Source organism: Nocardioides sp. N13(2025) (assembly GCF_051912545.1).
Taxonomy (GTDB): Bacteria; Actinomycetota; Actinomycetes; order Propionibacteriales; family Nocardioidaceae; genus Nocardioides.
The window spans coordinates 1,441,159-1,460,770 of the sequence record NZ_CP196809.1; the positions used below are offsets into that span (position 1 = coordinate 1,441,159).

The 19,612-nt window shown below is 73.0% G+C and carries 20 protein-coding genes; 12 read left to right on the plus strand and 8 right to left on the minus strand.

Annotated features, from left to right (window positions below; all coding sequences use genetic code 11):
* Nucleotides 1-90 precede the first annotated feature (90 nt).
* Genes ACS3YM_RS06845 through ACS3YM_RS06860 form a run of 4 tightly spaced genes read left to right on the plus strand, consistent with a single transcriptional unit; the run spans nt 91 to nt 4,741 of the window.
* Complete coding sequence (locus ACS3YM_RS06845; protein ID WP_439939323.1) at nt 91-2,652, plus strand: LuxR C-terminal-related transcriptional regulator; 2,562 nt, start codon at nt 91-93, stop codon at nt 2,650-2,652.
* Between the two features lie 45 nt (nt 2,653-2,697).
* Entirely contained in the window at nt 2,698-3,144 is a 447-nt protein-coding gene (locus ACS3YM_RS06850) for a cupin domain-containing protein (RefSeq protein ID WP_439939324.1), read from the plus strand.
* Nucleotides 3,141-3,611, plus strand: coding sequence for a hypothetical protein (locus ACS3YM_RS06855; protein WP_439939325.1), 471 nt, complete (start codon nt 3,141-3,143; stop codon nt 3,609-3,611). The genes ACS3YM_RS06850 and ACS3YM_RS06855 overlap by 4 nt, the downstream gene beginning before the upstream one ends.
* On the plus strand, nt 3,608-4,741 hold the full coding sequence (locus ACS3YM_RS06860) for a glycosyltransferase 87 family protein (protein WP_439939326.1): 1,134 nt from the start codon (nt 3,608-3,610) through the stop codon (nt 4,739-4,741). The genes ACS3YM_RS06855 and ACS3YM_RS06860 overlap by 4 nt, the downstream gene beginning before the upstream one ends.
* Here ACS3YM_RS06860 and ACS3YM_RS06865 read toward each other — a convergent pair.
* A complete protein-coding gene (locus ACS3YM_RS06865) occupies nt 4,728-6,098 on the minus strand; it encodes an FAD-binding oxidoreductase (RefSeq protein ID WP_439939327.1) in 1,371 nt (456 codons plus the stop codon). The genes ACS3YM_RS06860 and ACS3YM_RS06865 overlap by 14 nt on opposite strands.
* Before the next feature lie 293 nt (nt 6,099-6,391).
* Between ACS3YM_RS06865 and ACS3YM_RS06870 the strand changes: the two genes are divergently transcribed.
* The 8 genes from ACS3YM_RS06870 to ACS3YM_RS06905 all read left to right on the plus strand — a co-directional run bounded on the left by ACS3YM_RS06870 (nt 6,392) and on the right by ACS3YM_RS06905 (nt 14,374).
* Nucleotides 6,392-6,847 carry a hypothetical protein gene (locus tag ACS3YM_RS06870; RefSeq protein WP_439939328.1) on the plus strand — a complete coding sequence of 152 codons (456 nt, stop codon included), beginning with the start codon at nt 6,392-6,394 and terminating at the stop codon, nt 6,845-6,847.
* Complete coding sequence (locus ACS3YM_RS06875; RefSeq protein ID WP_439939329.1) at nt 6,844-7,806, plus strand: hypothetical protein; 963 nt, start codon at nt 6,844-6,846, stop codon at nt 7,804-7,806. Before ACS3YM_RS06870 ends, ACS3YM_RS06875 begins: the two co-directional genes overlap by 4 nt.
* Nucleotides 7,803-9,245, plus strand: coding sequence for a PGAP1-like alpha/beta domain-containing protein (locus ACS3YM_RS06880; protein ID WP_439939330.1), 1,443 nt, complete (start codon nt 7,803-7,805; stop codon nt 9,243-9,245). The genes ACS3YM_RS06875 and ACS3YM_RS06880 overlap by 4 nt, the downstream gene beginning before the upstream one ends.
* 26 nt (nt 9,246-9,271) lie before the next feature.
* Nucleotides 9,272-10,093, plus strand: coding sequence for a hypothetical protein (locus ACS3YM_RS06885; RefSeq protein WP_439939331.1), 822 nt, complete (start codon nt 9,272-9,274; stop codon nt 10,091-10,093).
* A gap of 65 nt (nt 10,094-10,158) precedes the next feature.
* Entirely contained in the window at nt 10,159-11,094 is a 936-nt protein-coding gene (locus ACS3YM_RS06890; protein ID WP_439939332.1) for an ABC transporter ATP-binding protein, read from the plus strand.
* The gene (locus tag ACS3YM_RS06895; RefSeq protein ID WP_439939333.1) at nt 11,094-11,912 is read left to right on the plus strand and encodes an ABC transporter permease; all 819 of its coding nucleotides are present in this window, start codon (nt 11,094-11,096) and stop codon (nt 11,910-11,912) included. Before ACS3YM_RS06890 ends, ACS3YM_RS06895 begins: the two co-directional genes overlap by 1 nt.
* Entirely contained in the window at nt 11,912-12,691 is a 780-nt protein-coding gene (locus ACS3YM_RS06900) for an ABC transporter permease (RefSeq protein ID WP_439939334.1), read from the plus strand. Before ACS3YM_RS06895 ends, ACS3YM_RS06900 begins: the two co-directional genes overlap by 1 nt.
* Before the next feature lie 54 nt (nt 12,692-12,745).
* Complete coding sequence (locus tag ACS3YM_RS06905) at nt 12,746-14,374, plus strand: AMP-binding protein (RefSeq protein WP_439939335.1); 1,629 nt, start codon at nt 12,746-12,748, stop codon at nt 14,372-14,374.
* A 2-nt stretch (nt 14,375-14,376) separates the two neighbouring features.
* Here the strand turns inward: ACS3YM_RS06905 and ACS3YM_RS06910 are convergent, their stop codons facing one another.
* Genes ACS3YM_RS06910 through ACS3YM_RS06940 form a run of 7 tightly spaced genes read right to left on the minus strand, consistent with a single transcriptional unit; the run spans nt 14,377 to nt 19,537 of the window.
* Complete coding sequence (locus ACS3YM_RS06910; RefSeq protein WP_439939336.1) at nt 14,377-14,856, minus strand: N-acetyltransferase family protein; 480 nt, start codon at nt 14,854-14,856, stop codon at nt 14,377-14,379.
* Nucleotides 14,857-14,874: 18 nt separating this feature from the next.
* Nucleotides 14,875-15,852: a nucleoside hydrolase gene (locus ACS3YM_RS06915; RefSeq protein ID WP_439939337.1), complete on the minus strand. Its 978-nt coding sequence runs from the start codon at nt 15,850-15,852 to the stop codon at nt 14,875-14,877.
* Entirely contained in the window at nt 15,849-16,757 is a 909-nt protein-coding gene (locus ACS3YM_RS06920; protein ID WP_439939338.1) for a hypothetical protein, read from the minus strand. Before ACS3YM_RS06920 ends, ACS3YM_RS06915 begins: the two co-directional genes overlap by 4 nt.
* The gene (locus tag ACS3YM_RS06925; RefSeq protein ID WP_439939339.1) at nt 16,754-17,302 is read right to left on the minus strand and encodes a hypothetical protein; all 549 of its coding nucleotides are present in this window, start codon (nt 17,300-17,302) and stop codon (nt 16,754-16,756) included. Before ACS3YM_RS06925 ends, ACS3YM_RS06920 begins: the two co-directional genes overlap by 4 nt.
* The gene (locus ACS3YM_RS06930) at nt 17,299-18,171 is read right to left on the minus strand and encodes an ABC transporter ATP-binding protein (RefSeq protein WP_439939340.1); all 873 of its coding nucleotides are present in this window, start codon (nt 18,169-18,171) and stop codon (nt 17,299-17,301) included. Before ACS3YM_RS06930 ends, ACS3YM_RS06925 begins: the two co-directional genes overlap by 4 nt.
* On the minus strand, nt 18,168-18,974 hold the full coding sequence (locus ACS3YM_RS06935) for a hypothetical protein (RefSeq protein ID WP_439939341.1): 807 nt from the start codon (nt 18,972-18,974) through the stop codon (nt 18,168-18,170). The genes ACS3YM_RS06930 and ACS3YM_RS06935 overlap by 4 nt, the downstream gene beginning before the upstream one ends.
* On the minus strand, nt 18,971-19,537 hold the full coding sequence (locus ACS3YM_RS06940) for an RNA polymerase sigma factor (protein WP_439939342.1): 567 nt from the start codon (nt 19,535-19,537) through the stop codon (nt 18,971-18,973). The genes ACS3YM_RS06935 and ACS3YM_RS06940 overlap by 4 nt, the downstream gene beginning before the upstream one ends.
* Between the last annotated feature and the right edge of the window lie 75 nt (nt 19,538-19,612).

Here is a 19,612-nt window from a genome sequence, read left to right on the forward strand (position 1 = left end):
CCGGCGTCCGACAACGGCCCCCGCCCTTTGGGCTGGACCACGGCCGCCGGCAGGTGCGGGGCGGCTCTCCCGCTGGCTACCCTGACGGGCATGGAGCGGACGTGGCCGCTCACCGGGCGGGACGTCGAGCTGCGCAGGGTCACGACGTCGATCCGGGCCGGTGCCGCGGGCATCGTGGTGGCCGGCCCTGCCGGGGTCGGGAAGACCCGGCTCGCCCGGGAGGCGCTGGCGACGGTGGCAGGCACGGGTGTCGCCTCCGTCTGGGCCCACGGCAGCGCGGCCGCCCGTCCCATGCCCCTCGGTGCCTTCGCGGGCCTGCTCGACGTCCCCGCGGGTGACGCGGCGGAGACCATCTCCCGCGCGCTCGACCAGCTCGCCGGGACCGGGCGGTTCGTCCTGGTGGTGGACGACGCCCACCTGCTCGACGAGCACTCGGCGATCGTGCTGCACCGCGTCGTCGTACGCCGCCTGGCACCGGTCCTCGTCACCCTCCGCGCCGGCGAGCCCGCTCCCGACGTCGTGACGGCCCTCTGGAAGGACGAGCACCTCCCGCGCCTGGACCTCGGCCCGTTGGACGGCGAGCAGACCACCGGCCTGGTCGCCCGGGTGCTGGGCGGGCCGGTCGACTCCGACTCGGCCCACCGGCTGTGGACGCTCACCCAGGGCACTCCGCTCTTCCTGCGCCACCTGCTGGCCGGGGAGGTGGCGGCGGGCCGGTTCACCGCGGCGTCGGGCATCTGGCGGTGGACTAGCCGGCCGCTGATCACGCCGGAGCTGGCCGACCTCGTGGAGCACGAGATCGGTGGGCTGGTCCCCGAGGTGCAGGACGTGGTGGACCTGGTGGCACTGGCCGAGCCCGTCCCGGTCGCCACCATCTCCGCCCTGACGACCCCGCTCGCGCTGGAGGAGGCGGAGGAGCGCGGCCTCGTGCGCACCGACGGGGTCGTCGCACGTCTCGCGCACCCGCTCTACGGCGAGGTCCGCCGGAGCGCGATGGGCGCGGTCCGCGCGCGCCGGCTGCGCGGACAGGTCGCAGCGACCCTGGCGGGGACGGAGGACCCCATCCCGCGCGCCGTGCTGACGCTCGACTCGGACCTGCCCGCCGACCCCCTGCTGTTCCTGCAGGCGGCCGAGGCCGCGACCCGGTTGTACGACCTGCCGCTGGCCGAGCGGCTCGCCCGTGCCGCAGCGGGGACCGGGGTGCCGGTGGCCCGCCTGGTGCACGCGGCCGCGTTGTCGTGGCTCAGCCGGGGCGAGGAGGCCGAGGCGATCCTGGTGGACCTCGCACAGGCCGCCGCTGACGCCGAGATGCGGACGATGGTGCACCTCCACCGCGCCGGCAACCTGCTGTGGACCATGGCGCGACCGGACGAGGCCCGTCAGGCGTTGGACGAGGCCCGGGCCACCTCGGCGCTTCCGGTGCAGGTCGCGGCCATGTGCATGGCCGTGGACGTGGCAGCCGGCCTGCTCGGCCCCGCCCTGGGGAGCGGTCCCCGGCTCCTGCGCGACGACCTCCCCGACGACCTGTCCCGGGTCCTGGTCGCGTCCGCGGTGTCGGGTGCGGCAGCCCTCACCGGTCAGCCGGGCCTGCTCGAGGAGGCTGCCGTCGTGGGTGGGCTCACCTCCGACCGGGTGCCCACGATGATCCCCGGGTTCGGCCTCGCGGACCTCCAGGTGCTCGGGCACCGCCTCCACGGCACGCCGGCCCGGGGGGAGGAGATGGCACGCCGGATGCGGGCTGCCTCGGCCGACCTGCCCGGCCCGGCGAGGCTCATGGGCCTGGTCGTCGCCGGCCACGCCGCCCTGGCCGCAGGTCGGCTCGTCGACGCGCTGGACCTGCTGGGGCAGGCGTGGGTCGGGCTGGCGGACTCCGGCCACGAGTTCCGGTTCCGTTGCCGGACCCTGCTCGCGACGGCCGCGGCTCAGGCAGGGGACGTCGCCCGGGCGGCGCCGCTGCTCGCCGGGATCGTCGACGGCCGGCACCCGGCGTACGACCTCCTCGCGCCCGAGGACCTGCTGGCACGAGCGTGGGGCGCGGCGGCCGAGGGAGCGGCCACCGAGTCGCTCGACCGTGCCCTTGCCGCGGCAGCTCTCGCCCACGACGCCGGTGCGCCGGCGTTCGAGGTGCTCGCCTGGCAGACCGCCGTCCAGCTCGGCGACGCGACCGCGGCCCTGCCCCGACTGGCGGCGCTGGAAGGGCTGGGACCCCGCGCCCGGGTCGCGCACGCCCATGCCCGCGCCCTGGCCGAAGCGGACGCCGACGGCCTCCTCGCGACCGCCGACGACTGGGCCCGGCTCGGTGACCTCGTCGCTGCGGGGGACGCCGCGGCCCAGGCGGCTGAGGTGCACCGGCGCCACCAGAGGTCGGGTTCGGCGCTCTCGGCGTCGACCGTGGCCACGCGGCTGGCTGCCGCGTCGGGCGCGCGCACGCCGGCCCTGGCCGCCGCGGTCCGGCCACTGCCCCTGACCACGCGCGAGCGCGAGGTCGTCGAGCTGGCGGCCAGGGGGCTGCCCAACAGGGCCATCGCCGAGCGGCTCACGGTGTCGGTGCGGACCGTCGAGGGGCACCTCTACCGCGCCGGCCTCAAGCTCGGCGTGTCCGAGCGCACCACGTTGAGGGACGTCCTCGGCCTCGAGCCCGGACTCGAGTAGTCCCCTACTCGTGCCCGTGCCGCCGGGCTGTCGGAGGCTGGGGCCATGACCACCGTCCACGTCCCGCCCGGAGAGGGCCCCAGCTATCCGATGATCGACGGCGACCACGTCGTCAAGGCCGCTGTCAAGGACGCCGAGGGGGCGTTCGAGGTGTTCGAGGTGCTCGCGCCGGCCGCTCCGATGGCCCCGCCCCACGTCTCGCCCTGGACAGGAGTGCTGTTCCTGCTCGAGGGCCGGGTCAGCGCTCTCGTCGACGGCACGACGTACGACGTGGAGCCGGGCGGCGTCGTGGTGTTCCCGGCAGGGACGCCGTGCACCTTCGAGGTGGTGGGGGAGTCCGCCCGGTTCGTGGCCGTCACGTCGGGGGACCGGGCCGGGCGGTTCTTCGCCGACTTCTCCGGGTCCGTGCCGAAGGACCAGCCCGTCGAGGACTCCTTCGAGCAGATCCTGTCGGTCGCCCGGCGCCACGGCGTGCGGCTCGCAGGGGCGTGAGTCCGGTGCGCTTCGACATCACCACCCGGGCGACGCCCGAGCAGGTCCTGCGGGCCTTCACCGACTTCAGCGAGCGACGGCTCGAGACCTGGCGGCGCACGCTCGACCCGAAGACCTACGAGGTGCGCGAGCTCGGCGACACGTGGGCCGTGGCCCGTGAGAGCACCGCCGGGTCACCGTTCTGGGTCGTGAGCCGCTACGACTGGTCGGACCCGGGCGTGGTCCGGGCGCACGCGGTCGAGACCAGCTGGGGTGGCTCGAGTGACGCGACCTACCGGATCCACCCGGCAGCAGGAGGCGGCAGCCGACTGCAGGCCGAGTGGACCCACCTCGGCGTCACCAAGCCCCACGAGAAGGTCCTCATCGCCCTCCTCAACCGCTTCCCGATGAGCACCTACATCGCCCGCCTGCACGTGGAGGCTCTGGACCGCTACGCGGAGGCGGAACGGCCTACCCTGCGAGGGTGACGGCCCCGCGAACTCCTCCCGGTCCGTCACGGGCGGTGCTGGGGCTCGCGATCGTGGGCGTCGTCGCCGGAGCCGCTGCAGTGTCCCTCGGCGGCGAGCTCAAGGACCTCTCCGTCTACCAGCACGGAGGCCGGGCCGTGCTGCACGGTGTGTCGCCCTACTCCCGCGACGACCCGGTCACCGGCCTGCCCTTCACCTACCCACCCTTCGCGGCGGTCCTCATGGCGCCGATGGCACCGCTGCCGGCCTGGCTCGCCGCTGGACTGTGGACCGGTGCGTCGGCCGCTGCGCTCGGGGGGTGCGTCGTCGTCGTACGCCGCGCCCTGGGGCGGCCGTCGTCCGCCTGGCTCGTCCTCCTGCTGGGCACGGCGGCGCTGGCCCTCGAGCCGGTGTGGCAGAACCTCGTGTTCGGCCAGGTCAACCTGCTGCTCATGCTCGCCGTGCTGGTCGACCTGCTCCACCCGGGACGACGACTGTCGGGTGTCGTGCTGGGCGTCACCGCGGGCGTCAAGCTGACCCCGCTCGTCCTCCTCGTGCTGCTCGTGCTCGCGGGTCAGCGGGCGAGTGCCGCGCGTGCCACGGTGGTCTTCGCGGCCACCGTCGCGGTCGGGTTCCTCGCGGTGCCCGGCTCGGCGACGTACTGGACCCAGCGGCTGCTCGACCCCAGCCGGGTCGGGCCGCCGGCGCTCGCCCACAACCAGTCCGTCTCGGGCGTGCTGACGCGCGCGCTGGGCGAGACTCCGCCGACCTGGCTCTGGCTGGCCGTCGCCGGTCCCGTCGCCCTCGCGACGGTGCTGGTCGCGGCCGCGCACTGGCGACGGGGTGACCGGGTGCTCGGCACGTGCCTGTCCGCGATCGCGATGCTGCTCGCCTCGCCGGTCGCCTGGTCGCACCACTGGGTCTGGTGCGTGCCGGTCGCGCTGGTGCTGTGGGAGCGTCGCAGGTGGGCGGCCGTCGCCTGGACAGCCGTGTTCGTGACCCGCCCGATCCTCTGGCCCCCGTGGGGCGCGGGGCGAGAGCTCGACTGGGGTGCGCTGGAGCACCTGGTCGGCAACGCGTACGTGCTCGCTGCCCTGGTGCTCGTCGTCGGGGCGAGCAGGTGGACCGGACCTCCCGTCAGGCCGGCGTGATGTTCTGGTTGTGCCGGAACAGGTTGCCGGGGTCGTACTTGGCCTTGACCTGCTGGAGCCGGTCGTAGTTGCCCTTGTAGTTGGCGCGGATGCGGTCCTGGTCGTCGCCGGCCATGAAGTTGATGTAGCCGCCCTCCTCGGAGTGCGGCGCGATCGCCTCGTAGTAGTCCCGGACCCAGGCGGTGTTGCGCTCGTCGTCCGCCGCGTCCGGCCACATGCCGGCGATCACCGTCGCGAAGCTGGCGTCGCGGTAGGCGAACGCGGTGGCGTCGGGCGCCACGTCGTTGCAGGCCCCGTTGATCGGGTAGATGTGCATGGTCGACGTCATCGCCGGCACCTTCGACCCGTGCTCGACGTGCGCCGCGATCGCCTCGTCGGTGAGCTCGGTGGCGAAGCTGGCCTTCCAGTAGTGCCGCAGGCCCACCGGGTAGAGGTCGTCGAAGGCACTGTTGAGGGCGGGGTAGGGCATGGGGCCGACCATCTCGGCCACCGACGGCGCAAGGTCTCGGAACGGCTTGAGCACCTGCTCGCCCTTGTCCAGGTCACCCGCCCAGCAGGCCACCATGAGGGCGAGCGTCGTGCCGTGCCGCTCCTCCGGGATGAACGGCAGCGGTGGCGCGATCTGGTAGGCCGGGAAGCCGCCGAACTGCTCCGGGGCGTCGGCGATGAACTCGCGGTAGAGCCGGAACAGGTCGCCGGCCCGGTCGAGCTCGAAGAAGATCGGGCCGCCGTAGACGTCCTTGACCGGGCTCAGCCGGAACTCGAACGAGGTGACGACACCGAAGTTGCCGCCACCGCCGCGGATGGCCCAGAAGAGGTCTGCGTCGTCCTTCTCGCTGGCGACGTGGAAGGTGCCGTCGGCGGTCACCACGTCAGCGGCGACGAGGTTGTCCAGGGACAGTCCGAGCCCGCGCGCGAGGTAGCCGATCCCACCGCCCAGGGTGAGTCCGCCGACGCCCGTGGTCGAGATGATGCCGCCGGTGGTGGCGAGCCCGAAGGGGTACGTCGCCGCGTTCAGGTCACCCCAGGTCGCGCCCCCGGCCACCCGGGCGGTCCTCGTCACGGGGTCGACCCGCACGTCGCGCATCGCCGACAGGTCGACCACCACGGCTGCGTCGGCCGTGCCGAAGCCGGGCACGCTGTGGGCGCCGCCCCGCACCGCCACGCTCAGCCCGTGGTCGGCGGCGAAGCGCACGGCCGTCATCACGTCACCGGCGTTGGCGGGCCGGACGACGACCTCCGGCCGCTTGTCGATCATGCCGTTGCGCACGGCGCGCGCGTCGTCGTACCCGGGATCGGTCGGTCCGGTGACCGTCCCTCTGGTGTCGGCGCGCAGGGAGTCCAGGTCGATGCTCATGTGCCCTCCTCGGGACGCAGGACTGTCGGGGTCCGGGGCGACAGGGGCGTCGAGGGGCGGCGTCGGAGGAACAGCGTCGAGCAGGGCGTCACGAGGCGCCGCGGATCGCGGCAGGGGTGGAGCTCCGACGCTAGCCCACTCGTCCGGCCCTCACATGGCACAAATAGGGCATTGCGTGGAGGGGACGGCGTGCGGACCTCTCCACAGTCTTCTGGCTCCCGGTTTGGACCTCGGGGTCGATGGGCATCTGTGGGACCAGGCGCACGCGGCGCCCCTCGGTCCAGGAGACGCAGATGTACGGAGACACCGGAGTCATCCGCCGGCTCGCCCAGCAGATGAGCGAGCAGGGCACAGAGATCCGCAGGGACGCCGACCAGCTGGTGAAGGCGTCCCAGCTGGTGCTCTGGGAGGGGCGCGCGGCGCAGTCGATGCGCGAGCGGATGGCCGAGCGTGCGGTCGCCCTCCGCACGACCGCCGACGAGCACGACGACGCCGCCCAGGCGTTGCGGCACCACGCCGACGAGGTCGACCGGCTCAAGGACCTGATCCGCGAGATCGCCCACCGCGTGCGCGGTCTCATCGAGGGGGCCCGGTCCCGTCTCGCGGACCTCGCCGACAGGGCGATCGACCTGGTCAAGAAGATCACGCCCGACCCGATCGACGAGATGCTCTCCACCTTCCAGCCACCGCCCGAGGGCCACAAGGACTGGCTCGACGTGCCCGACCAGCTGCCGGGAGGCGCCCGATGAACGCCATCCTCCTCGGCGCCGAGGGCCACGAGGTCGAGCAGCGCACGGTCACCCCGCGGCGCGTACGCCTCTCGCGTGCGGCGCTGGACCGGTTCGCCGAGCTGGCGGGCGTGGAGTCTCCGGCCGCGCAGATGGTCGCCTCGAGCGGGTCGCTCGACACGCTCGGCGACCGGCTGGGCAACCTCGGCAACGATGCCGGCCCGGCTCCCTCGGAGGGTGCCTCGGGCCCGGTCGACAGCGACCTCGACGACGTCCTGGCGACCGCCGGGTTGGTCGACGGGGGAGTTCCGACCGAGGAGGGTGGCGCGGTGCTGACCGTGTGGCACGCGCCCGTCCTCGCGGTCGAGCTGGAGATGCTCGTGTCGCTGCGCCGCGGCAAGGTCCGAGTGCGCAGCTGGCACCGCAACCTCGACGACTGGGTCGTCTGCCTCTCGACCGGCGACGGCCAGACCTTCGAGCTCAGCTGGCTCTCCGCCGACGACTGGTGGCTCGAGCTGGGCCGCGCCGCCTACGTCGACACCTCGACCCTCGGCGCCGCACCCGACGCTGAGCCGATCCCCGCTGTCGTCGAGACTCCGTGGGACCTGCTGCTCGCGACGGGGGAGGCCGTGCAGCGCCGGCGCTTCGAGCTCCTCGACCAGATGGTGTCCGACTACTCGGGGTTGACGCTCGCCGGTGACGCGCCCGGCACGCTGGAGACCGCGGACGACGCCGACGTACGCCGCTGGCACGAGCAGCTCGAGAGCTCGTCGCGCGGTCGCCTCCACGCCGCGGTGATGGGCCGCAGCGAGCGGGGCCGTCCGGGAGCCGGGATCGTGGAGTGGGTGCTCTTCCACGACGGGTGGCGGTCACTGACGCCCTTCCGGCGCGACGGCTGGAACATGGTGCGCATCGAGCAGAAGTCGCCCGTGGACCTGCCGCGTGAGCTCGCCGTCCGCGCCGCGGCGGTGACCTCATGAGCAGCGGCACGCTCCCTCCGATCGAGTCGGTCTCCGGCGGCTCGCACGGCGTCGAGGCCGGCTACGAGCAGATGCTCGCGCTGGCCGAGCGCTACGAGACCCAGGCCGGCGACTTCCTCGAGATGGCCGGCCTGGGGGCCAGGATCATGGCCAACGGCGACCTGCTGGAGTCGGCGATCCTCTCGCCGGGCTCGTTCGCCGACGCCGAGGTGCAGGTGCTCGACGCCACGACCGGCGCCAACGGCCTGACCGTGCGCGCCATCGGCATCGAGGCCGACGCCCTCGGCGTACGAGCCGTGGTCGCGGCCTTCCAGGCCAGCGACTCGCTGTCCCGGCACGCGGTCGAGATGCTCGACAACGCGCTGGGACGCCTGCTGCTCCCCGCTGCCCTCGCGTCCCTGCCGGCCCTCCTCGCAGCCGGTGGCATCAGCTACGCCTACTACTCCACCCTCTCGCCGGAGGAGCAGGACGCGCTCCGGGCCCAGCTCGCCGAGAACCTCGGACAGCTCCTGCACGACCACCCCGAGCTCGCGCAGCACCTGATCAACGGTGGCGGTGGACTCTTGGAGTCCCTCGTGCCGGGGATCGGCCTGCTCGACCCCGGCGACGGGCCGATCCACCAGGCGACGACCAACGACGCCGCCCGGCTGCTCGCGCTCCTGCTGGGCGACAGCACCGACTACTCGGTCACCGGGGTCGACGACGTCGCGGGCGGGGCGAGCACCGCGCAGCCCGACAGCCTGCGCGCGCTCATGCAGCAGCTCGACGCGACCAACGGCCTCGACGACGACCCGTCCGAGGCGGACATGCACGGGGCGATCCAGATCCAGCAGGTGGGGGAGAAGCCCCACGAGCGCTACATCGTCTACATCCCGGGCACCGACGACATGAGCCCGATCCCCCAGAGCGGCGACCTGTCCCGCGACATGGAGACCAACTACCAGCTCATCGGCGGCATGGACAGCGCCTACGGACGCGGCATCCAGCAGGCGATGCTCGACGCCGGCCTCGACGGCAAGGACGTGATGCTGGTGGGGCACTCGCAGGGCGGGATGGTGTCGACGTCCCTCGCCGCGGATCCCGAGTTCACGCGGCACTTCAACGTCGAGCACGTGGTGACCGCGGGGTCGCCGACGGCCCAGGTGACGCACCTGCCCGACAGCACCCACGCCATCCACTTCGAGAACCGTGGCGACGCCGTGCCGCTGCTCGACGGTGAGGACAACCCGGACCAGCCCCACCGGACGACGGTGAAGTTCGACGAGGGCAGCAGCGACATCGGTGACAACCACGGCCTCGACCACTACACCAACGGTGCCGCCGCGGCCGACGCCTCGACCAACGGCTCGATCCAGGACGAGATCGCCCGAATGAACCAGGACGGCTACCTGGGCACCGGGACGTCGGGGCAGGTGCAGACCTACGTGATCACCCGATGACCCGGCGCTCTGGCAGGCTGAGGCCCATGAGGTGGAACGTCTCGGCCGCCGTCCTGTGCCTGCTCGTGCTGGCCACCGCGTGCAGCAACCCGCTCGACAAGGAGCCCTCGTCGGCCGCCATCCCGGCGGGGTGCGGCGACTGCGAGGCGGAGGTCGCGGCACTCGTCGAGACGGTCGAGGCGATCCCGGGTGTCGAGGCCGTCAGCAGCACCCGGCGTACGACGCGGGGCGTGCCGGTCGCCTACCTCAGCGTGGGCCTCGACCTCGCCGGCAAGGACGTGGTGTCGACCGACGTGGGGGCCGTGGCCGACGCGGTGGCCGAGGCAGCATGGCGCTCCGACGTCTCCCCGCTCGACGTGCTCCGGCTCGAGGTGGAGCTGCGCAACGGCTACCAGGAGTCCGACGGCTATGCCTTCGGTGCCGACCGGGCGGACTACGAGGAGCGCTGGGGCGAGCGCCCTGCGGGCTCGGAGTGGTCGCCGGTGCCCGAGGGCGACGACCTCGAGGGGTGCGAGATCGACGGCTGCCGCGAGCTGATGCGCGACGTCGCCCGGGAGGTGTCGGCGCTGAGCGGCGTGCGGGCCGTGCTGCGGTCCGACCACGGCTCGAGCTCGCCCACCAACGCCTCCTCCGCCGACATCGACGTGAGGACCGACGGCACCGACGTCACCGAGCAGGTGGCCGAGATCGTGTGGCGCTCCCGGGTGACGCCCATCGAGCTGATCACCGTCACGACCTCGACGCCGGACGGGGGCTTTCCCGACCAGGTGATCTTCCAGGTCGATCCGAGGACCGGCCGGGACCACGACCGGCTCGAGGAGATGTGGGGCCCGCGCCCGGTGGAGTGAGCCCGGGCCGAATCGCCCGACGATGAGGTCCGCGATGTCGGCAGGCTGAACTAGTGTCGGACCACGTGACGGAATCCATGATCTCGGCGCGGGGGCTCCGCAAGTCCTTCGGCGAATTCGAGGCAGTGAAGGGCATCGACGTCGAGGTGCGCAAGGGCGAGGCGTTCGGCTTCCTCGGTCCCAACGGCGCCGGCAAGTCGAGCACCATGCGGATGATCGCGACGGTCAGCCCGGTCACCGGGGGAGAGCTGCGCATCCTCGGGATGGACCCGGCGGCCGACGGACCGGCGATCCGCTCGCGGCTCGGGGTGTGCCCCCAGGAGGACACCCTCGACAACGAGCTCAACGTCTTCGACAACCTCTACGTCTACGGCCGCTACTTCGGCATCGACAAGGCGACCGTGCGCGAGCGCGCCGACGAGCTGCTGGAGTTCGTCCAGCTCAGCGACAAGCGCAAGGCCAAGGTCGACGACCTCTCCGGCGGCATGAAGCGCCGGCTCACCATCGCCCGCTCCCTGGTCAACCGGCCCGACCTGCTGCTGCTCGACGAGCCGACCACCGGGCTCGACCCGCAGGCCCGCCACGTGCTGTGGGACCAGCTGTTCCGCCTCAAGCAGGCCGGGGTCACCCTGGTCATCACCACGCACTACATGGACGAGGCCGAGCAGTTGTGCGACCGGCTCGTCGTGATGGACAAGGGAGTCATCGCGGCCGAGGGCTCGCCGCGACAGCTCATCGAGGAGCACTCCACCCGCGAGGTGGCCGAGCTGCGGTTCGGGATCGCCGACGAGGGCAACATCCACGAGCAGATCGCCGGCAAGGTCGACGACCTCGGCCGGCTGGAGATCCTGCCCGACCGCATCCTCGTCTACAGCGCCGACGGCGAGGAGGTCATCGCCAAGGTGCACGAGCGGGGCCTGGAGCCGATCGCCGTGCTCGTGCGCCGCTCGACGCTCGAGGACGTCTTCCTCAAGCTCACCGGCCGGACGCTGGTCGACTGATGGCCGCCATCGACAGGCTCGCCCCACCGCGCGGCCTCGGCGTCGCCGAGGGGACGCTGCGCCAGCTCGACTACTGGTGGACGGTCTTCAAGCGCACGTGGCGCGGCGGTGTCATCTCCAGCTTCGTCGCGCCGCTCTTCTACGTCGTGGGCATGGGCGTCCTGCTCGGCGGCTTCGTCGCCGGTGACCCGGCCCGGCTCGAGGGCGCGACCTCCTACCTCGACTTCGTGGTGCCCGGGCTCGTGGCCGCGCACGCGATGCAGATCGCAGTGGGGGAGACGACGTACCCCGTCATGGGCGGGATCAAGTGGCACAAGAGCTACCACGCCCAGCTCGCGACGCCGCTCGGCGTGCGCGACGTCGTCAACGCACACCTCGGCTTCGTGGCCTTCCGGGTCGCCTCGGCCTGTGCGGTGTTCCTCCTCGTGCTGGCCCCGTTCGGCGTCTTCGCCTCGTGGTGGGGTCCGATCCTCGCGTGGTTCGTGCTGCTCCTGCTCGGCATGGCGTTCGCGACCGTCGTCTTCGGAGTCAGCGCCCGGATGCGCTCGGAGGAGGGGTTCGGCGTGATCTACCGCCTCGGCGTCATCCCGCTGATGCTCTTCTCCGGCTCGTTCTTCCCGATCGCCAACCTCGGCCCGGTGCTGGAGGTGGTGGCCTGGTTCACGCCGCTGTGGCACGGCGTCGACCTGACCCGGATGCTCTGCCTCGACACCGTCGACCTGCCGCTCGCGCTCGTGCACCTGGCGGTCCTGGCCGCCCTCACCGGCGTCGGCTGGCTGTGGGCGATCCGCGGCCTCGAGCGGAGGATGAGGTCCTGATGTCGACGTTGACCCCGATGCAGGCGGTCGGTGCCATCACCTTCCGCAACTACACGACCTACAAGCGCTACTGGAAGCTCTTCCTCACCGGCTTCCTCGAGCCGCTGTTCTACCTCTTCTCGATCGGTGTCGGCGTCGGCCAGCTGATCGACACCTTCGAGTTCCACGGCGAGGTCATCCCCTACGCCGACTTCGTGGCGCCGGCGATGCTCGCCGCCTCGGCCTTCAACGGCGCGATGCTCGACAGCACCTACAACGTGTTCTTCAAGCTCAAGTACGACAAGCTCTACGACCAGATGCTGGCGACACCGCTGACGACCGGCGACGTGGCCCGCGGGGAGATCCTGTGGGGCCAGATCCGCGGCGCGTCCTACTCCGCGATGTTCCTGCTGGTGATGACCGCCATGGGCATGGTCAACAGCTGGTGGGCGGTGCTCGCGCTGCCCGCGACGCTGCTGATCGGCTTCGCGTTCAGCGCGGTCTTCATGGCGTGGACGACCTACATGAAGAGCTTCCAGGACTTCGACAAGATCACCCTCGTGCAGCTGCCGCTGTTCTTGTTCTCCGCCACCTTCTTCCCGGTCGAGGCGTTCGGCGACGGCGTCCTGCGCTGGGTCGTCGAGGCGACCCCGCTCTACCGCGGGGTGGTGCTGTGCCGCGAGCTCACGACCGGTGCGGTGACATGGGAGTCGGCGGTGTCGGTCGTCTACCTCGTCGCGATGGGCGTCGTCGGCCTGCTCGTCGTACGCCGTCGGCTGGACGCGCTGCTGCGCACCTGACGACGTGGCGGAGGTGCTGGCGCAGCCCGGTCGTGTCGACCTAGGTTGCTGGGCATGGGATCCCACCGCACCTCCTACGCCCAGGGCGAGACCACTCCGGCGCTGCTGGAGGAGACCATCGGTGCCAACCTCGAGCGGACCGCGACGGCGTACTCCGACCGCGAAGCGCTGGTGGAGTGCGCGACCGGGCGCCGCTGGACGTGGGCCGAGCTCGACCGCGACGTCGACGCCCTCGCGAAGGGGCTGATCGGCGCCGGTGTCGCGCAGGGCGACCGGGTCGGGATCTGGGGACCCAACAGCGCCGAGTGGACGCTCGTGCAGCTCGCTGCGGCGAAGGTCGGCGCGGTGCTGGTCAACGTGAACCCGTCCTACCGCACCCACGAGCTCGCCTACGTGGTCAACCAGAGCGGCATGCGGCTGCTGGTGAGCGCCTCGCGCTTCAGGACGAGCGACTACCGCAGCATGGTCGAGGAGACGACGCCCCAGAGCCACGCGCTCGAGCGTGTGGTCTACCTCGACGACGAGGAGAGCTGGGCCGGGCTGCTCGCGGACGGCGAGGGGGTCAGTGACCAGGTGCTCGCGCAGCGGAAGGCGGCGCTGTCGCCCGGCGACCCGATCAACATCCAGTACACGTCCGGCACCACCGGCTTCCCCAAGGGTGCGACGCTCAGTCACCGCAACATCCTCAACAACGGCTACCTCGTCGGGGAGGTCTGCCGCTACACCGAGGAGGACCGGGTCTGCATCCCGGTGCCCTTCTACCACTGCTTCGGGATGGTCATGGGCAACCTCGCGTGCACCACCCACGGGGCGACGATGGTGATCCCTGCCGCCGGCTTCGACCCGGCCCTCACCCTGCGCGCGGTCTCCGACGAGCGGTGCACCTCGCTCTACGGCGTGCCGACGATGTTCATCGCCGAGTGGGCGCTGCCCGACCTCGCGTCCTACGACCTCACGAGCGTGCGCACCGGCATCATGGCCGGCTCGCCGTGCCCCGAGGAGATGATGAAGAAGCTCATCGACGCGGGGATCGACGAGATGACGATCTGCTACGGCATGACCGAGACATCACCGGTGTCGACCCAGACCCGCACCGACGACTCGCTGACGCGCAAGGTCGGCACGGTCGGCCGGGTGTGCGCGCACCTCGAGATCAAGATCATCGACCCGGTCAGCGGGGACACGCTCCCGCGCGGCGAGGCGGGCGAGTTCTGCACCCGTGGCTACTCGGTGATGCTCGGCTACTGGGACGACGAGGAGAAGACCCGCGAGGCGATCGACAGCGACGGCTGGATGCACACCGGCGACCTCGGCGTGATGGACGACGAGGGCTACGTCCGCATCACCGGACGCATCAAGGACATGGTGATCCGCGGCGGGGAGAACATCTACCCGCGCGAGATCGAGGAGTTCCTCTACACGCACCCCGACATCGAGGACGTGCAGGTGGTCGGCGTCCCCGACGCGAAGTACGGCGAAGAGCTCTGCGCCTGGCTGCGGATGCGCTCCGGCACCGAGCCGCTCGACGCCGAGCGGGTGCGCGAGTTCGCCACCGGCAAGCTGGCGCACTACAAGATCCCGCGCTACGTCATGGTGGTCGAGGAGTTCCCGATGACCGTGACGGGCAAGGTGCGCAAGGTCGAGATGCGGGAGGTCTCGACGCGCGAGCTCGGCCTGGCCTGACGTCAGGCCAGCACCCGCTGGAGCCACGTCACGTCGATCCAGCGGTCGTGCTTGCGGCCGACCTCGCGCATCGTGCCGACCTCCTCGAAGCCGCAGGCCGCGTGCAGCGCCAGGCTGGCCGGGTTGGGCAGGGCGACGGCGGCCACGACGAGGTGCACGCCGTCGTCGGCCAGCCGCGCCAGCAGGGCGTCGTACAGCGCCCGGCCGGTGCCGAGCCCCTGGTGTCCCGGCGCGACGTAGACGGTGCTCTCGCGGGTGTGAAGGTAGGCCGGTTTCGGGCGGAACCACGAGGACGTGGCATAGCCGACCACCGCGCCGTCGTGCTCGGCGACGAGGAAGTGGTCGTCGTCGGCGAGCTTCTCCTCCCAGACGTCGAGCGGCCGCGGCTCGTGGTCGAAGGTGGCGTGCCCCTCGCGCGCCTCGCGGGCGTAGATCGCGGCGACGGCCGGCAGGTCGGCGGCGCGGGGCGGACGGATCTGCATGCCGCCAGTGTGACGTGGTCAGCGGAAGACGCTGCGGTAGACCTCGTCCAGCGCGGCGTCGTCCAGGCCGGTCACCACCCGCACGGTCCCCTCGCCCGTACGCCGGAGCCGGCCGCGGTCGCCGGTGGTGTCCACGGTCCAGGTGCCCGTCACGGTCGCGGCCGAGCCGGTGACGAACGTGCCGGCGGTGGCGAGGTCCCAGTAGCGCGGCGACTCGAAGCCGGGCACCCTGCCGAGCCCGCCGACCACGGGGCCGGCCAGGCCGTCGGGCGCACCGAGGGGCACCGGGTCGTCGGGCACGACCGTGACGGGCACCGGTCCGGCCAGCACCTCGGCGAACGGCACGGGATCGGCGCCGGCGTTCCACTCCGCCACGCCGTCGGCGTGCGAGGGGCTGTCGACGCTGCCCGCCATCGTGATGATGCCGTCCAGCCGGGCGTACGCCGCCGGGTCCTCGCGCAGGACGGCGGCCACCTCGGTGAGGGGTGCCAGCGCGACCACGTGCAGGTCGTCGTGGCGCCGGGCCAGCCGGGCGAGGAGCGTCGCCGCCGGCGTCCTCACCGGGGTGAGGTCGTTGGGCACGTCGTCCCGTGGCAGCCCGCTTGCCATGAGGGCGCCGGCACCCCAGTCGGGCGGGAACATCACGCCGTCCTCGCCGCGGGGCGTGGTGCCGCAGGCCACGGGCGGCGGCTCCACCTCGAGCGCGTCGAAGAAGTCGCCCAGCAGCCCCGTCCCGCGGCAGTCGAGCTCTCCGGTCTGCGGGACCGTCACGGCGAGCACGCGTACGTCGGAGTGGCGCAGCAGCAGCGCGAGTGCGGCCAGGTCGTCGGGAGCCAGGTCGGTGTCCACGACGACCGGGACGGCGTCGGCACGCTTCTCGGCGGCAGGAGCCATCGGCCCGCGGGCGAACACTTCGCCGTCGACGTCGGAGGCCGCGGGACTGCACGCGGCCAGGACGGCCACGGCCAGGGGGACCAGGAGGATCCGCCGCCTCACGGGATCACCACGTGCTGGCCGACGAGGCCCGCCACGACGAGGACCGCCCCGACGGCGAGCCACACGCGTCGCCCGCGCCGGGGCCAGGCGACCCCCAGCAGCAGTGCGGCGAGCCCGAGCAGCCACACGTCGTGCCACCACGCGAGCGCCTCGGAGACCCACTGGCGGTCCCAGCCCCCACTCGTGTGAGGGGTGCCGACGAGGAGCCAGTCGGACGGGAAGGAGAGCGGGTCGGCCGTGCCCGGACCGGCCGGGAGCTGGATGGGCTGGACCTGCATGACCGAGAACGGCGTCACGGCGGGATCGCCGAAGAGCCAGTAGACCATCACGACGAACCACAGCACGAAGAGCGCGGGGACCAACGCGACGAGCCGGGACACGCGCCGTCCGAGGGCGGCGCCGAGCGCGACCGCGACCAGCGCCAGCACGACGAGCTGGGACAGCTCGGCCATCGTGTGGAAGGCCTCGGTGGTGCGCCCGGGCTCCATGCCGAGCCACAAGCCGCCGAGGTCCCTCTCCCGCCACGCGACGAGCCCGGTGTACGCCGCCGCCACCCCCACGAACGGCAGCGCAGCCACCAGCCGGGCGATCGCGCGCTGGACCTCCGACACGGGGGCGGCCGGTGCCACCTCGTGCCGGGCGCGGTGGAACGGCACGGCGACGGCGACCGAGATGCCGAAGAGCAGCGATGCGACGGCCGGGATCATGGCCTCGTACGACGAGCCCGGCCACTCGCCCGGCTCCGGCCGGACGGTCCACATCAGCCAGATCGTCAGGGCCAGGCACGCCCAGGGGACGGGGTTGCGCAGCATCCGCCGGGACTCCGTGACGACCAGCGCCCAGGAGGTCCAGGAGCGGGCGGGAGCGTCCGGCCCGGCTCCCCGGTCCACGACGGTCGCGCTCATCGCCGCCGCCCCGCGACGCAGAGCAGGACCGCGCCGGCGAGCACCCACCACGGATCCGTGAGCCACCACTCGACGACGTCGGAGACCCGCCCCGGCAGCCCGACCTGGGGCAGTGCGAACAAGGCGACCGGCGTCGATGCGCCCAGGAGCACGGCGCGCCTCGGCGGGGCCCACACTGCGACGGCGACGCCGCACGCAGTCAGTGAGAGCAGGGGACCGGGGCCGGACGCCCCCGCGGTCGTGAGGGTGTCGAGCAGCCACCACACAGCCAGCGCCGGCAGGCCGAGGAGGACGAGGCGCAGGGCGCGCCGCTGCATGAGGGGGACCGGCACGGCCGACAGCAGGGCCGCGGCGGGGTCGTGCAGCCCGGCCACGACCGTGGCCGCCAGGCCCGCGGCCGCGATCGCGAGGACGGTGTCGGCGGGCCGGTCGGCCGATCGCGCGAGCACGCCGGCTGCGACGAGCACCGCAGCGAGCGAGGCCGACGGGGCCCACCGGATGACCCGTGCCGTGGGCAGGGCGGCCTGGACGAGCACGCTGCTCATCGGGTCAGCCTCGTCACGAGCAGGTAGCCGTCGTCGACCGTCGGGGCGGCCGCGGAGGCGCCCGGCGGCAACGTGCCGACGTGACGGCGCGTGCCCGGACCAGTGAGCCACGAGCGCAGTGCGGTGGGCTCCTCGACGTCGGACTCCCAGACCCGGCCCTCGGCCTCGCCGGCGAGGTCGGCGGGGGTGCCGGACCAGCAGATCCGGCCGCGGTCCATGACGAGGACCTGCTGGCACAGTGCCGCCACCTCGGCGGTGTTGTGCGTGGACAGCACGACGCAGCCGCGGTGGGAGGTCTCGGCCAGCACGGAGCGCAGAGCGATGCGCTGCTCCGGGTCGAGGCCGGTGGCCGGCTCGTCGAGGACGAGGAGGTCGGGGGTGCCGATGAGCGCGGAGGCCAGTGCGACCCGCTGCTGCATGCCGCCGGACAACGTGCGGATGCGCTTGTGCATGCGGTCGCCCAGGCCGACCGCCTCCAGCACCGCCGCCGCCTCACGCCGCCGGCGGACCGCGTCGGTGTGCTCCTTGAGGATGGCGACGTAGTCGACCATCTCCAGCGGCGTGAACCCGCCGTAGAGCCGCGGGGACTGCGGGAGGTAGCCGAGCCGGCGGCGCACCTCGGTGCGCGCGGTCGGGTGGGCGGGGTCGAGGCCGAGGAGGGAGAGCGTGCCCCGGTCGGGGGCCAGCACGGTGGCCAGCATGCGCATCAGGGTCGTCTTGCCGGCGCCGTTGGGCCCGAGGACCCCCACGATGCCCCGCCCGAGCGCGAGGTCCACCTGGTCGACAGCGGTCTGCGACCCGTACGCCTTGGTGACGCCGGCCGCGCTCAGGAGCGTGCCGGTGGGAGTGTGGGTGTGCGTGGTGGTCATGCGTTCCTCCGGTAGGCGACGGTGTCGCGACGAACGATCGTGAGGGCGATCGCCGCGAGGGCGACCAGCAGGGCGGTGAGCTGGCTGGGCGCCGAGGCGACGAGCTGGGTGACGAGGTCGGCGGGGAGGCGGCGCGAGGCGGCGGGCCACGCGACGGCCACGGCCCACACCGAGCCCAGGGTCGCCGCGACCACCGAGGGGTCCATCCGCGTGGTGCCGGCAAAGGCCACCAGGGAGGCCAGGGCGGCACCGGGCAGCAGCCAGCCGACCGCCACCGAGGTGGGGAGCCCCAGCAGCAGGGCGCCGCCGACGCCGATCGGCACGGCGGTGAGGGCCACCAGCAGGGCTCGCGCGGCGACCACGCGCAGGCCGGCCGACGGTGCGGCGAGGGCGAGCTCTCCGGCAGGCTCGGCGTCGCGGCCGTAGCTGAGCGCCACGGCGCCCAGCGGCGCGACCGGGGCCAGCGCCATGAACAGGGGCAGCCGCAGGCCGAGCACGGTCACGACGACGGGCAGCGCGAGCAGGAGCAGGACCGAGGCCAGCCAGGCGGCCCGGAGGCCGGGAGTGGCGAGACCGAGCCGGAGCAGGGGGTTCGAGCGGGGTCGGTCGATCCGCTCGGCGAGGTCGTCCCAGCGTCGTACGGGGTCGCTGGCGGTGTCGTGGGCGGAGAGGGCGCTCGTGCGGCGGCGGCACTCGTCGCACCGCAGCAGGTGGGCCTCCACGGAGGCGGCGAGCAACGGCGCCGCGGTCCCCGACGCCCAGGACCGGAGGGTCTCCTCGTCGGCGTGCCAGGTCTGCGTCACAGCAGTCCCTCCCTCAGCTCGGTGCGAGCGCGGCTCATCCGGCTCTTGACGGTGCCGCTCGGGATGCCGAGCAGCGCGGCGGCCTCACGCGTGGTGAGGCCGTCGAGGACGGTGGCCTGGACGACCGCCTGCAGGTCGGGGGAGAGCCGGGAGAAGGCCAGCCCGACGTCGCTGTGCTCGACCCGGGCGAGGACCTCCTCCTCCGCCGAGACGATGGGCGAGCTGCGCAGGTGGCGCAACCGCTCCACGACGTTGGCGCGCGGGCGCAGCTGGTGCAGGAGCGACCGCACGGCGATGCCCCAGAGCCACGCCGCCACCTCCCCGTCCCCGCGCCAGGCCGACGGCTTGCGCCACACCGCCAGGAAGGTCTCCTGCACGGCCGTGTCGACGATCGCCGCGTCGGCGCACCGACGCGACAGCCGCACGGCCAGCCACGGCTCGTGCCGCACGAACAGCTCGTGCAGTGCGCCGCGGTCGGCGTCCCCGACGGCGACCAGGAGCTCGGCGTCCGACCGCTGGTCGGCGTCCGCACGGGCGTCCCAGCCGGTCTCGTCCACTCCCATCACGTCTCCTAGTGGCGGCGGCCCCCATGATCGGTTCGCCGCGGCCTCCACGTCTCCTGCTGGTCCAGACCGCCC